This is a genomic window from Mitsuaria sp. TWR114 (assembly GCF_007997345.1).
Window position 1 is genome coordinate 1 of the sequence record NZ_VOSR01000263.1, and the last position, 13,003, is coordinate 13,003.

At 68.7% G+C, this 13,003-nt stretch carries 12 protein-coding genes and 1 pseudogene; 7 read left to right on the top strand and 6 right to left on the bottom strand.

The window, feature by feature from the left end:
- From FUT87_RS31705 to FUT87_RS11430, 3 genes and pseudogenes are all read right to left on the bottom strand, one after another.
- Positions 1–1,631, bottom strand: a pseudogene (locus FUT87_RS31705) (FUSC family protein); the annotation flags it as partial.
- Positions 1,516–2,022: a MarR family winged helix-turn-helix transcriptional regulator gene (locus FUT87_RS11425; protein WP_255488841.1), complete on the bottom strand. Its 507-nt coding sequence runs from the start codon at positions 2,020–2,022 to the stop codon at positions 1,516–1,518. The gene FUT87_RS11425 and the pseudogene FUT87_RS31705, both read right to left, overlap by 116 nt.
- A 200-nt stretch (positions 2,023–2,222) precedes the next feature.
- Complete coding sequence (locus FUT87_RS11430; protein ID WP_091726230.1) at positions 2,223–3,581, bottom strand: MFS transporter; 1,359 nt, start codon at positions 3,579–3,581, stop codon at positions 2,223–2,225.
- Between the two features lie 214 nt (positions 3,582–3,795).
- On the opposite strand from FUT87_RS11430, the gene cyoA reads away from it, so the two are divergent.
- The 7 genes from cyoA (at position 3,796) to FUT87_RS11465 (ending at position 10,756) form a co-directional block, all read left to right on the top strand.
- Positions 3,796–4,872, top strand: a complete 1,077-nt coding sequence (gene cyoA / locus FUT87_RS11435; RefSeq protein ID WP_091726225.1) for a ubiquinol oxidase subunit II — start codon at positions 3,796–3,798, stop codon at positions 4,870–4,872.
- A 68-nt stretch (positions 4,873–4,940) separates the two neighbouring features.
- Positions 4,941–6,935 (top strand): cytochrome o ubiquinol oxidase subunit I, encoded by a 1,995-nt coding sequence (gene cyoB / locus FUT87_RS11440; protein ID WP_147241098.1) that lies wholly within the window; start codon positions 4,941–4,943, stop codon positions 6,933–6,935.
- Between the two features lie 38 nt (positions 6,936–6,973).
- Positions 6,974–7,582 (top strand): cytochrome o ubiquinol oxidase subunit III, encoded by a 609-nt coding sequence (gene cyoC / locus FUT87_RS11445; protein WP_147241099.1) that lies wholly within the window; start codon positions 6,974–6,976, stop codon positions 7,580–7,582.
- Positions 7,579–7,995, top strand: a complete 417-nt coding sequence (cyoD, locus tag FUT87_RS11450) for a cytochrome o ubiquinol oxidase subunit IV (protein WP_147241100.1) — start codon at positions 7,579–7,581, stop codon at positions 7,993–7,995. The genes cyoC and cyoD overlap by 4 nt, the downstream gene beginning before the upstream one ends.
- Positions 7,995–8,771, top strand: a complete 777-nt coding sequence (locus FUT87_RS11455; RefSeq protein WP_147241101.1) for an SURF1 family protein — start codon at positions 7,995–7,997, stop codon at positions 8,769–8,771. Before cyoD ends, FUT87_RS11455 begins: the two co-directional genes overlap by 1 nt.
- Positions 8,772–8,781: 10 nt before the next feature.
- Positions 8,782–10,197 (top strand): ATP-binding protein, encoded by a 1,416-nt coding sequence (locus FUT87_RS11460; protein WP_147241102.1) that lies wholly within the window; start codon positions 8,782–8,784, stop codon positions 10,195–10,197.
- Entirely contained in the window at positions 10,184–10,756 is a 573-nt protein-coding gene (locus FUT87_RS11465) for a response regulator transcription factor (RefSeq protein WP_091731416.1), read from the top strand. Before FUT87_RS11460 ends, FUT87_RS11465 begins: the two co-directional genes overlap by 14 nt.
- A gap of 87 nt (positions 10,757–10,843) precedes the next feature.
- On the opposite strand, the gene FUT87_RS11470 is transcribed toward FUT87_RS11465, so the two are convergent.
- The 3 genes from FUT87_RS11470 to FUT87_RS11480 form a co-directional block, all read right to left on the bottom strand.
- Complete coding sequence (locus tag FUT87_RS11470; RefSeq protein WP_091726202.1) at positions 10,844–11,311, bottom strand: glycine zipper 2TM domain-containing protein; 468 nt, start codon at positions 11,309–11,311, stop codon at positions 10,844–10,846.
- Positions 11,312–11,575: 264 nt separating this feature from the next.
- A complete protein-coding gene (locus tag FUT87_RS11475; RefSeq protein ID WP_091726197.1) occupies positions 11,576–12,136 on the bottom strand; it encodes an HNH endonuclease in 561 nt (186 codons plus the stop codon).
- Between the two features lie 213 nt (positions 12,137–12,349).
- Positions 12,350–13,003, bottom strand: a 654-nt coding sequence (locus FUT87_RS11480; RefSeq protein ID WP_147241103.1) for a response regulator, incomplete at its 5' end; no start/stop codon positions are given.

Here is a 13,003-nt window from a genome sequence, read left to right on the forward strand (position 1 = left end):
GCCGATGAAGGCGCCCAGGAGGAGGAAGACCGGCGCGCACACCGCCATCAGCGTCCAGATGTCCTGCACCAGCGGCAGCAGCACCAGCACGTAGAGCGCGCCGAAGGGCATCGACCAGAGCGTCCAGGCGAGGAAGCCGTTGATGGCCGGCACCGGGTCGTCCATGGACGCGAAGAAGCAGCAGAAGATCGCGGCCATCATCGCGGCGGCCGCGCCCATCGGCCAGCCGGTGAGGATCCAGAAGGCGCAGCACACCAGGATCGCGATCAGCGCGGCCGCGCCGGACCACAGCGCCATGCCCAGGTCCAGGTGCAGCTTGGGCCCGCCCGGGGCGGGCGCGGGCCGCGCGGGCATCGGTGCGCCGGACAGGCCGCGGTCGATGTCGGCGCGCAGGTGGACGCAGTGCAGCCAGCCGTCGAGCAGCTCGCCGCTGCGCTGCGCCAGCGCGACGCGGAGCAGCCGCGCCCAGGGATCGCCGGCCAGGCGGTCGCGCGCGTCCGCGCCGGTCAGCGCGTCGAGCTGCGCTCGCAACGCGGGCAAGCGCGCCTCGGCCTGATCGGCGGCAGCGTCAGCCAGGGACTGAGGCGATCCAACAGCGCGCGCACGTCGTCCGGCAGGCCGCCATGCGCTTCGAGCGCCCGCAGACGATCCTCCACGCCGGCCAGCAGCGGCGTCAGCGCGGCCACGTGGTCCTGCATCGCATGCACCGCGTCGGCGGTCCAGCGCAGGTGGCTGGTGTCGAAGGGGATGTGGGTCGACAGCACCCGCAGCTGGGAGATGTCGCCGGCGACACGGCGCCGGTCGGCGCCGCCATCGCGGCGCGCGGCGATGTCGGTCAGCCAGGCGCGGGTGTCGCCCAGCGTGCGATCCAGCAGCCCCAGCACCGAGCCCGCCAGGCTGTTGGGCAGCACCAGGCTGTGTACCAGCGTGGCCGAGAGCACGCCCAGGCCGATCTCCTCGAGGCGGGCGACGGCGGTGTCGAAGATCGTCAGCGGCGTGTCCACCGCCGGGAAGCCGATCAGCGCCACGGTGTAGCCCGCCAGCATGAAGGCATAGGCGCGCGGCGTGCGGTCGCGCAGCGACAGCACCAGGCAACCCGCCACCCACAAGGCCAGGGCCAGGCTCAGCAGTTCAGGCGCATTGGCCAGGCTCGGGACCAGCAGCACCGCGGCCATGCCGCCGACCAGCGTGCCCGCGACGCGGAACACACCCTTGGAGCGCACCGCGCCCGCCATCGGATGGGCCACGATGTAGGCCGTCATCAGCGCCCAGAACGGCCGCGGCTGGCCGGCCCAGCTCGCCAGGAAGACCGCCAGCATCGCCGCGGCGAAGGCCTTGATCGAGAAGATCCATTCGGCGCGCGTGAAGCCGGGCCGCAGCGCGGCCGGCAGCTTCGGCGGCGCGGGCAACCGGATCGCAGGCAGCCGCAGTGTGGGCAGCCGCAGCGTGGGTAGCCGGATCGCGGGAAAGGAGAGAGCGGGGAATTTCATGGTCTGTGAGGCGCGACGGGCACCCTCACTTGCGCCGCGGCGGCACGGCCGGCGTCGGCGCGCCGACGCGCTCCGCCAGCGTGGAGAAGACGCGCAGCGCGGCCTCGACGTCGGCGTCCGCGATGCCTTCGTAGAGCTCATTGCGCAGGTCGCGCAGCGTGACCTCGATCTGCTCGCAGGCGTCCGCGCCCAGCGCCGTCAGGTGCAGCGTCCTGGCGCGACGGTCGTCGGGATCCTCGTGGCGCTCGATGTAGCCGCCGGTAATCAACTGGTCCACCGAGCGCGTCAGCGACGGCCCCTCGATGCCCAGCAGCGTCGCCAATTCGCCCTGGCGCATGCCGTCGCCCTGACGGCCGATCATCACCAGCGGCCAGGCCAGCGCCTGCGACAGGCCCACGTGCGCCATCGCCAGGTTGGCGCGGGCGCGGTACGCCCGCTCCAGCACCGGCAGCATCATCCCGACCGTCATCAGCGCCGCTTCCCGCGCGGTGCGCGTCAGCGAGCGGGCCGGCTTGTCCTTGGAGGTGTTCATGCCGGCGAGTTTAAATAGTTAGCTTGCTATCTATTTCGGTGGGGTTATTGGGCGAATGGCGGAAGCCGGGAGCGGCTGGCAGGACGAGGCACCGTCTCGAGGCAGAAAGCAGAACGCCGGTCTTGTCGACCGGCCGTTGTTATTTCGCGTCGCGGGCTGTCAAGCCCATGTCGCGGGTTGGGGCTCATCGGCCCCGGGGATCAGTCCTTGTCCTTCATCTGCAGCATGCGGTTGGTGCGCAGCGCCACCAGGGTGACGATCGCGCCCGACAGCAGGTAGGCGGTCACCGCCCACAGGCCGAACTTCGCCGACAGCCCCAGCGCCACCAGCGGGGCGAAGGCCGCGCCGATGATCCAGGCCAGGTCGGAGGTCAGCGCCGCGCCGGTGTAGCGGAAGTGGGGCAGGAAGTTGGACGTCACCGCCCCCGAGGACTGGCCGTAGGACAGGCCCAGCAGCACGAAGCCGACCAGGATGAAGATGTTCTGGCCCATCGCGCCGCTGTCCAGGAGGATGGGCGTGAACAGGCTGAAGATCCCGATCGTCGTGGCCAGGGTGCCCAGCGTGCTGCGCCGGCCGATGCGGTCCGCGATCATCCCGGAGATCGGCATCGCCGCCGCCGCCAGCAGCGCCCCGATGACCTGCACGGTCAGGAACTGGGTGACGTTCTGGTCACCGTACAGCAGCACCCAGGACAGCGGGAACACGGTGACGATGTGGAACAGCGCATAGCTGGCCAGCGCCGCGAACGCGCCGATGAACAGCGTGGTGCCCTGCTGGGCGAACAGCTCGTCGGTGTCGCAGGGGTCGAGCTCATGCTCCTCCATGTTCTTCTCGTACTCGTGCGTCACCACCAGGCGCAGCCGCGCGAACAGCGCCACGACGTTGATCGCGAAGGCCGCGAAGAAGGGATAGCGCCAGCCCCAGCTCAGGAAGTCGATCGGATCCAGGCTGCTCCACAGGTAGGCATACAGCGCGGCCGCGATCAGGAAGCCGATCGGCGCGCCGAGCTGACCCAGCATCGCGTACCAGCCGCGGCGGCCTTCCGGTGCGTTCAGCGCCAGCAGCGAGGGCAGGCCGTCCCAGGACCCGCCCAGTGCCAGGCCTTGTCCGATCCGGCAGGCGGCCAGCAGGGCGATGGCCGCACCGCCCCAGGTGTTGAAGCCGGGCAGCACCGCGATCGTGCAGGTGGAGATGCCCAGGAGGAACAGCGCCACCGTCAGCTTCACGCTGCGGCCGAAGCGCCGCTGGATGTCCATCCCCACCAGCGTGCCGATCGGCCGCACCACGAAGGCCAGCGCCAGCAGCGCGAAGGCGTACAGCGTGCCCTCCAGCCGCTCCATGTGGGGGAAGAAGATGGACGGGAAGACCAGCACCGAGGCGATCCCGTAGACGAAGAAGTCGAAGTACTCGGACGCCCGCCCGATCACCACGCCGACGGCGATGTCGCCGGGGGCGATCGCGTCCTGCTCCTCCTGCGTGGCGACCCCGCTGCCTCGCGGCAGCGGCTGGCCCACGGTCGAGAGGTGTTGCCCGGCTGTCGAAAGGGTGCTGCTGTTCATACGTCTCCTACCTGGGACAAAATGTCCAATAGTTGGTTTGAGTCAATCGGGCAAAATCTGCGCCCGGCGTGCAACGGTCGACAAGTGTCGTTTTCCCCTTTATCGCTTTCCCTCCAGAGGAAACCCCAGGTTTCGGACGGCGGGAACCCACTGCCAGGTGCGGTGGTCAAAGGGGGCTCCGCGTGAACTACGCCTGCTGGTCTGCTGAAGTCCCATGTACCTCAAAGCCTCTCCAAAAACAAGTCTCGCCCGCCCACTCGCCCGTCTCGGGCTGCTGGCCCTGGCGCTGCCCCTGTCCGCCTGCAACATGGTCGTGATGAAGCCGTCCGGCGACATCGCGAACCAGCAGGCGCAGCTCATCGTCGCCTCGACGCTGCTGATGCTGTTGATCATCGTCCCGGTGATCATCCTGACGCTGGTCTTCGCGTTCCGCTACCGGGCGTCCAACACGCAGGCGACCTACTCGCCGGAGTGGGACCACTCGACGCGCCTGGAGCTGATCATCTGGGGGGCGCCGCTGCTGATCATCATCGCGCTGGGCGCGATGACCTGGATCAGCACCCACAAGCTCGATCCCTTCCGCCCGCTGGAGCGCCTGGACGCGCAGCGCGCGATTCCAGCCGGCGTGCAGCCGCTGACCGTCGAGGTCGTGGCGCTGGACTGGAAGTGGCTGTTCATCTATCCCGAGCAGGGCATCGCCACCGTCAACGAACTGGCCGCGCCGGTGGATCGCCCGATCCACTTCAAGATCAGCTCGTCGACCGTGATGAACGCGTTCTACGTGCCCGCCATGGCCGGCATGATCTACGCGATGCCCGGCATGCAGAGCCAGCTGCACGCGGTGATCAACAAGCCCGGCGTGTATGACGGCTTCTCGGCCAACTTCAGCGGCGATGGCTTCTCGCACATGCGCTTCAAGTTCCACGGCCTGTCCAACGACGAGTTCTCCGCCTGGGTCGAGCGCAACAAGGCGGACGGCGTGGCGCTGACCAAGGAGCTCTACCTGGACCTGGAGAAGCCCTCCGAACGCCAGCCGGTGCGCCGCTTCGCCAGCGTCGCGCCGGGCCTGTTCGACGCGGTCGTGAACCGCTGCGTCGACGGCACCAAGATGTGCATGGGCCAGATGATGGCCATCGACGCCGCGGGCGGCGGTGGCAAGGGCGCGATCGACGGCCTGGCCAGCAAGCCCTGGAGCAACGAGCAGAAGCGGATCTTCGTGGCCGCGCTGTGCACGCCTGACAACGCGGGGCAGTACGCGTCGCAATGGCAGGCCTCGGCCACCCGTAATTGATTGGCGTCCCCCGGCGCGAACGGCGATGAATCGCCGCGCCGGGACCGCAAGCACTACCGAGATCCAAGATGATTGACGCTCAAAAGCTCATCTTCGGACGCCTCAGCCTAGAGGCGCTTCCGCTCCACGAGCCGATCCTGGTCGGCACCTTCGCGATGGTCGTCCTGGGCGGCCTCTTCGTCCTCGCGATGATGACGAAGTACAAGCTCTGGGGCCCCTTCTGGCGGGACTGGGTGACCAGCATCGACCACAAGAAGATCGGCATCATGTACATCGTGCTGGGCCTGGTCATGCTGCTGCGTGGCTTCGCCGACGCGCTCATGATGCGCGCCCAGCAGGCGATCGCCTTCGGCGACCAGCTCGGCTTCCTCCCGCCGCATCACTACGACCAGGTCTTCACCGCCCACGGCGTGATCATGATCTTCTTCGTGGCGATGCCGTTGATCACCGGCTTCATGAACTACGTGGTGCCGCTGCAGATCGGCGCGCGTGACGTGGCCTTCCCCTTCCTGAACAACTTCAGCTTCTGGATGACCACCGGCGGCGCCGTGCTGGTCATGATGTCGCTGTTCATCGGCGAATTCGCGCGCACCGGCTGGCTGGCGTATCCGCCGCTGTCGGGCCTGCTCGCGAGTCCGGGCGTGGGGGTGGACTACTACATCTGGTCGCTGCAGGTGGCCGGCGTGGGGACGACGCTCTCGGGCATCAACCTGATCGCCACCATCATCAAGATGCGGGCGCCGGGCATGACCATGATGAAGATGCCGGTCTTCACCTGGACCTCGCTGTGCTCGAACATCCTGATCGTGGCCTCGTTCCCGATCCTGACCGCGGCCCTGGCGCTGCTGTCGCTGGACCGTTACGCCGGCACCAACTTCTTCACGACGGACCTGGGCGGCAACGCCATGATGTACGTCAACCTGATCTGGATCTGGGGCCATCCCGAGGTCTACATCCTGGTGCTGCCGGCCTTCGGCATCTTCTCGGAAGTCGTCTCGACCTTCAGCCAGAAGAAGCTGTTCGGCTACGCCTCGATGGTCTATGCGACGGTCGTGATCACGATCCTGTCGTATCTGGTGTGGCTGCACCACTTCTTCACGATGGGCTCGGGCGCCAGCGTCAACTCGTTCTTCGGCATCACGACGATGATCATCTCGATCCCGACGGGCGCGAAGATCTTCAACTGGCTGTTCACGATGTACCGCGGCCGCATCAAGTTCGAGGTCCCGATGTACTGGACCGTGGGCTTCATGGTCACCTTCGTGATCGGCGGCATGACGGGCGTGCTGCTGGCGGTGCCGCCGGCCGACTTCGTGCTGCACAACTCGCTGTTCCTGATCGCGCACTTCCACAACGTGATCATCGGCGGCGTGCTGTTCGGCCTGCTGGCGGGCATCTCGTACTGGTTCCCCAAGGCTTTCGGCTTCAAGCTGGACCCGTTCTGGGGCAAGGCCTCGTTCTGGTTCTGGCAGATCGGCTTCTTCGTCGCCTTCATGCCGCTGTACGTGCTGGGCCTGATGGGCGTGACGCGCCGCATGAGCCACTTCGACGATCCCTCGCTGCAGATCTGGTTCCAGGTCGCCGCCTTCGGCGCGCTGCTGATCGCCGCCGGCATCGGCTGCTTCCTGATCCAGCTGGTGGTGTCCTTCCTCAAGCGCGAGCAGCTGCGTGACGTCGACGGCGACCCGTGGAACGGCCGCACGCTGGAGTGGTCGACCTCGTCGCCCCCGCCGCAGTACAACTTCGCGTTCACGCCGGTGGTCCACGACCACGACGCCTGGCACGACATGAAGACCCGCGGCCACCAGCGCCCGGTCGGCGGCTTCAAGGAGATCCACATGCCGAAGAACACCGGCGCGGGCGTGATCCTGGCCGGCCTGTCGACGCTGTTCGGTTTCGCCCTGATCTGGCACATGTGGCTGGTGGCGGGTGTCGCCTTCGCGGTGACCGTGATCGCCGCGATCGTCCACACCTTCAACTACAAGCGCGACTACTACATCCCCGCCGATGAAGTGGCCAGCACGGAGGATGCCCGCACGAAGGTGCTGGCCGCCCAGGCCTGATTCCGCAGCGAGCGATATCCAACATGCAAGCAACGACCATGACGAACAACACCGGCGCGCCGGTGTTCTACGACAACGGCGACCACCATCCGCAGCACGGCACGCTCCTCGGGTTCTGGATCTACCTGATGAGCGACTGCCTGATCTTCGCGGTGCTGTTCGCGACGTATGCGGTCCTGGGCCGCAGCTACGCCGCCGGCCCGTCGGGCGCCGACCTCTTCGACCTGCCGCTGGTGGCGCTCAACACCGGCTTCCTGCTGCTCTCGTCGATCACCTATGGCTTCGCCATGATCAAGATGCTGGGCAACAAGAAGTCCGGCACGCTGGCCTGGCTGGCGATCACCGGCGTGCTGGGCCTGTGCTTCCTGGCGGTGGAGCTCTATGAGTTCGCGCACCTGATCCATGAAGGCGCGGGTCCGCAGCGCAGCGCGTTCCTGTCCTCGTTCTTCACGCTGGTGGGCACCCACGGCCTGCACGTCACCTTCGGCTGCATCTGGCTGGTGACGCTGATGGTCCAGGTGTCCAGGTTCGGCCTGACCAAGGAGAACAAGCGCCGCCTGATCTGCCTGTCGATGTTCTGGCACTTCCTGGACGTGATCTGGATCGGTGTCTTCACCTTCGTTTACCTGATGGGAGTGCTGCCGTGAGCGCCGACCACAACCACAAGCATGATTCGCACGGCCACGGCCACGACCAGGGCCACGGCGGTCACGACCATGACCACGACGACGTCGGCTACCACGCCACCGTCAAGGGCTACCTGATCGGCTTCCTGCTGTCGGTGATCCTGACGGCCATCCCCTTCTTCCTGGTGATGACCAAGTCGATCGCGTCGTCGCAGGCGATGGGCATCGTGCTGCTGATCTTCGCGGCGGTGCAGATCGTCGTGCACATGGTCTATTTCCTGCACATGAACTCGAAGGTCGAGGGCGGCTGGTCGATGCTGTCGCTGATCTTCACGATTGCCGTCGTGGTGATCATGCTGGCCGGCTCGATCTGGGTGATGTTCCACCTGAACAGCAACATGATGCCGGTCCACGACATGCGCAACATGCCCTGATGACCGCCGTTCATCCGGAACCGCCGCGGCCGCGCCGCAGCACCGCCTTCTGGGCGCTGCTGCTGGGCGCGGCCCTTTTGTTTGCGGCCTTCCTCGCGCTGGGCGCCTGGCAGCTGCAGCGGCTGGCGTGGAAGGAGGACCTGATCGCGCGGCTGGACAAGCGCTTGGCCGCCGAGCCGGAACGCGCGCCCGGCGCCGACCGCTGGGACGCGATCACGAAGGCCGGCGACGAGTACCGCAAGGTCGTGCTCAACGGCACCTTCGACCATTCGCGCGAGACCCTGGTCGGCGCGAGCACGGAGCTGGGCACCGGCTACTGGGTGCTGACGCCGCTGCGCACCGTGCGCGGCGACTGGGTGCTGGTCAACCGCGGCTTCGTGCCGCCGGAATTCAAGACGCGCGCGTCGCGCACCGCGTCGGAGACGCAGGGCGAGGACCGCGTCGTCGGGCTGCTGCGGCTGAGCGAGCCCGGCGGCAGCCTGCTGCGCAAGAACGAGCCGGCGCAGGAGCGCTGGTACTCGCGCGACGTCGAGGCGATCGCCCAGGCGCGCCGGATCGTCGAGGGTCCCGTGGCGCCGTACTTCGTCGACGCCGCCGCGGCGGACGACCGCACGCGCTGGCCGCGCGGCGGGCTGACGGTGGTGCGCTTCAACAACCATCACCTGCAGTACGCGCTGACCTGGTTCGCGTTGGCGGCGATGACCGCCGGCATCGGCATCTGGCTGTGGCGGGTCGAGCGCCGCCGCGCGCTCGGCCTGGACGCGGCCGCGGACTGAGGCCGCGACCATGCCGCTGAGCCGTCCCGATCCGGACGACGACCACCCCGACGACAGTCGCTACCTGGACGGCGCCGCCGGGGCGCTGGGCATCGAGGAATCCTCCGGCGAGGGCCGTGCGCTGCAGGCCGGCCGCAACAACCTGCAGCAGCTGGTGCAGCTGCGCTGGCTGGCGGCGGCGGGGCAGTTCGGCACCGTGCTCTCGGTGCACTACGCCTTGCACATCCGGCTGCCGATGCCGGAGATGCTGACGCTGCTGGCGGTGCTGGTGCTCTTCAACCTGGCGTGCTGGCTGCGCACCCGCTGGGTGCCCAGCGTGCGCAACGCCGAGCTCTTCGCCGGCCTGCTGGTCGACATCGCGGTGCTGAGCGGCCAGCTCTACTACAGCGGTGGCGTCACCAACCCCTTCATCTTCCTGTTCCTGCTGCAGATCGCGGTGGGTGCGGTGCTGCTGCCCTCGCGCTACATCTGGTTCACCGTCGCGGTGACGGGGGGCTGCTTCGTCGCGCTGACGCAGTGGCACCTGCCGCTGCTGGTGCCCGACATGGAAGGCCTGTCGCTGCCGACGCACTACATCGGCGGCCTGCTGATCTGCTTCGCGATCAACGCCTCGCTGCTGGTCATCTTCATCCAGCGCATCGGGCGCAACCTGCGCCAGCGCGACGCGCGCCTGGCCGACCTGCGCCAGCGCGCGGCCGAGGAGGAGCACATCGTGCGCATGGGCCTGCTGGCCTCGGGCGCCGCGCATGAGCTCGGCACGCCGCTGGCGACGCTGTCGGTGATCCTTGGGGACTGGTCGCGGATGGCGCCCTTCGCCGGCGATCCCGAGCTGCGCGAGGAGATCGAGGAGATGCAGGTACAGCTGCGGCGCTGCAAGGCGATCGTCAGCGGGATCCTGATGTCGGCGGGCGAGCTGCGCGGCGAGGCGCCGGTGGTGACGACGCTGCAGGCCTTCCTCGACGACCTGGTGACGCACTGGCGCGCGACGCGGCCGCACCATGGCCTGGACTACCTGCCGGACCCCGGCCTGCCGAAGGTGCGCATCGTGTCGGACGTCGGTCTCAAGCAGATGATCGACAACGTGCTCGACAACGCGCTCGAGGCCGCGCCGGGCCAGCCGGTGTCGCTGCGCGCGCTGGTCGAGGACGGTCAGCTGGTGCTGCGCGTCACCGATCGAGGCGCTGGTTTCCTGCCGGAGATGCTGGAGCGTTTCGGCAAGCCGTATCAATCGAGCAAGGGCCGGGCGGGCGGCGGGCTGGGGCTGTTCCTGGCGCTGAACGTCGTGCGCTCGCTGGGCGGGCGCCTGCAGGCGCGCAACCGGCTGGCGGAGGAGGGCGGCGGCGGCGCGGAGGTCGAGATCCGCATGCCCCTGTCCGCGCTCGAGCCTCTAGGACTGCCTGACAATGCCGCTCATGACGCCGGATGACCTTGCCGCCGATACCGACCGCCTGCTGTTGATTGTCGAGGACGACGACGCCTTCGCGCGCACGCTGTCGCGTTCGTTCGAGCGCCGCGGCTACCAGGTGCTGCGGGCGACGACGGTGGAGCAGGTGCAGAAGCTGCTGGCCGAGCGCGGTCCCGAGGAGGCGCCGGAGTACGCGGTCGTCGACCTGAAGCTCGCCGGTGGCGGCTCCGGGCTGGCCTGCGTGCAGACGCTGCACGAGCACGATGCCGAGATGGTGATCGTGGTGCTGACCGGCTACGCGAGCATCGCCACGGCGGTGGAGGCGATCAAGCTGGGCGCGCGGCACTACCTGGCCAAGCCGGCGAACACCGATGACATCGAGGCCGCCTTCGCGCGCGCCCAGGGCGATGCCGAGGTCGAGGTCACCGAGCGCGCGACCACCTCCATCAAGACGCTGGAGTGGGAGCACATCCACGAGACGCTGGCGGCGACGGACTTCAACATCTCGGAGACCGCGCGACGGCTGGGCATGCACCGGCGCACGCTGGCGAGAAAGCTGGAGAAGCAGCGGGTGAAGTGAGGCGCGGCGACGCGCGCCCCGACCATCGCGGCGCTGAAACGACGCAGGGGCCGCGAGGGCCCCTGGTCGTTGATGAGCGCAGCGCGCTCAGTACGTGCGGGTCGCCGCCGGCGCGCGCACCACGCGGGCCTTGCCGCCGGTGGTGACGATGATCACCGGCTCGCCGGAGACCCAGTTCTCGTTGCCCTGCGCCTGGACGATCGCGCGGCGCTCGCCGTTGCGCAGCTGCAGCAGGATCTCGACCGCCTGTTCCTTGGTCACGCCGCGCTCGACCGCGTTGCCGAGCGCCGCGCCGGCCACCGCGCCGAGCACGCCGACGATCACGCCCTCGCGGCTGCCGCCGACGCTGCCGCCGGCCACGCCGCCGACGACCGCGCCCGTCACCGCGCCAGCGCCGCTCTGCGAGCCGTCCACCGTCACCGGCCGCACCGACAGCACCGTCGCATCCTGCACCTGCGACAGGCGCTGCGCGTCACCGCGCTGGATCACGTCCGGGTTCGTCGTCGAACAGGCGGCCAGGGCGGCCACCAGGGTGGCAATCAGCAGCTTCTTCATCTCGTCTCTCCAAATCGATGTGCCGGCCAACGACGACCGGTGACATTCCGTTGACCGCGCAACAAGTCTTTACCTCGGCGCCCTCGGGCTTCGCGCGCAGCAATGGCGCGTGGGTCCACTCTACCGGTGCCGCCTTTGAAGGCTCTTAAGCGCGGCATAACACCAGCATCGTCAGCGCGGGAAAGGCACTCCGCCGCTCACGACCGCCCATGGCCGAAGACCGCGGGACCCCGTCGATCGCCGTCCATCACCGCCCCGCCCGCGTCACGATGCGTACAGCCGCGACGACCTGGGCACGCTCGCCAGCAGGAACTCCATCTGGTCGGCCAGGATGCGCCGGCCGCGCAGGATCATGTCCTCGTGCAGGCTGGGCACGTAAGGCAGGTAGAGCAGCGCCATGCGCGCCTCCTCGGGCGTGCGGTTGCCCTTGCGGCCATTGCAGGCGCGGCAGGCGGTGATGCAGTTCATCCACGAATCCCGCCCGTTGCGCGACACCGGCTGGATGTGCTCGCGGGTCAGCAGGTCGGCGTGGAAGCGGTGGCCGCAGTAGGCGCAGACATGCCGGTCACGCGCGAACAGCTTGAAATTGGACAGCGCCGGCGCCTGGCGCCAGGCGCGGCTGGGAATGGCGCCGCGCACGGCCACGATCGGGTGCAGTTCGATGCGGGATTGCAGGCCGGACAGCCGCTGGTAGCCACCGCGCAGCACGTGGAAGGGCTCGCCCAGCGTCCACGCGATCGCGTCGCTGGCATAGAGCACCGCTGCTTCCTTCGTCGAGATCCAGGCCTGCGGTCGGCCCGAGATGTCCAGCTGCAGAACGTCCACGGTCGTTGACCTCCAGCGACAAAGGGTAATCCAGTCGCAGGGGGCAACTCAAGTGCCGGACGCGCAGGGAAGCGCCGCCAGGAACGAAATTCAAGCTGTTCGCCCAACATAGGCGCCCGATTGCCGAGGTTCAAGGCGCTGATCGACCTCGATCGAGGGGCTCGTCCGGGTCAGGCGCCGCGTCGCACCGCGGTCAAACGGTGCGCAGCGTCCTCACGGCAGCCGGCCGAGCGCGCGCAGCTCCGCGAGCGTGACCAGCCCTCCCGCCGACAGCGCGTCGTCAGGCAGCTGCGCGCGGCCCAGGCGCAGCGCCGGTCCCTGGAGCTCGGCGCGGTCGGCCAGTGGCGGAGCGTCCTCGCCGTCGATCTGGGCGATGCAGAGCCGGCCGCCGTCCGAGGTGCCGAGCCAGCCCACCAGGTCGCCGCCATCCAGGCCGGTGATCAAGCGCGCCGCCAGCGGTTGCAGCGCCTCGGCGCTGCCGGCGAGCACATGCACGACGAGGTCGGAGCCGTCCCGCACCGCCAGCCGCACCATCTGGTCGAGGCGCTCGTGCAGGGCCGCCGCATCGAACGGGCGCGGCGGCGGCACCTCCGGCTGTCCGGTCAGCTGCCGCAGCATGAGCTCGAGTTCCTCCGCCTTGTCGAAGAAGCCGTCGGCGCCGGCGGCCAGCACTGCGGCGCGATAGGCCTCGGTCTGGTGGGACAGCACATGCACCTGGCCGCGGTAGCCCTGCTTGCGCAGCGCCTTGAGCACCGCGATGCCCGAGCCGCCCTGCGCGAGCGACAGATCCAGCAGCACCGCGTCCGGCTGCAGGTAGCCGATCAGCGTCAGCGCGGTCGCCTCGTCGGCCGCCTCGCCGACGACGCG

What these genes read in the sequence shown, in the direction of transcription:
- cyoA (WP_091726225.1), top strand. Translation starts at nt 3,796, where the DNA reads ATGTACCTCAAAGCCTCTCCAAAAACAAGTCTCGCCCGCCCACTCGCC.
- FUT87_RS11470 (WP_091726202.1), bottom strand. Translation starts at nt 11,311, where the DNA reads ATGAAGAAGCTGCTGATTGCCACCCTGGTGGCCGCCCTGGCCGCCTGT.
- FUT87_RS11455 (WP_147241101.1), top strand. Translation starts at nt 7,995, where the DNA reads ATGACCGCCGTTCATCCGGAACCGCCGCGGCCGCGCCGCAGCACCGCC.
- FUT87_RS11460 (WP_147241102.1), top strand. Translation starts at nt 8,782, where the DNA reads ATGCCGCTGAGCCGTCCCGATCCGGACGACGACCACCCCGACGACAGT.
- FUT87_RS11430 (WP_091726230.1), bottom strand. Translation starts at nt 3,581, where the DNA reads ATGAACAGCAGCACCCTTTCGACAGCCGGGCAACACCTCTCGACCGTG.
- FUT87_RS11425 (WP_255488841.1), bottom strand. Translation starts at nt 2,022, where the DNA reads ATGAACACCTCCAAGGACAAGCCGGCCCGCTCGCTGACGCGCACCGCG.
- FUT87_RS11465 (WP_091731416.1), top strand. Translation starts at nt 10,184, where the DNA reads ATGACGCCGGATGACCTTGCCGCCGATACCGACCGCCTGCTGTTGATT.
- cyoC (WP_147241099.1), top strand. Translation starts at nt 6,974, where the DNA reads ATGACGAACAACACCGGCGCGCCGGTGTTCTACGACAACGGCGACCAC.
- cyoB (WP_147241098.1), top strand. Translation starts at nt 4,941, where the DNA reads ATGATTGACGCTCAAAAGCTCATCTTCGGACGCCTCAGCCTAGAGGCG.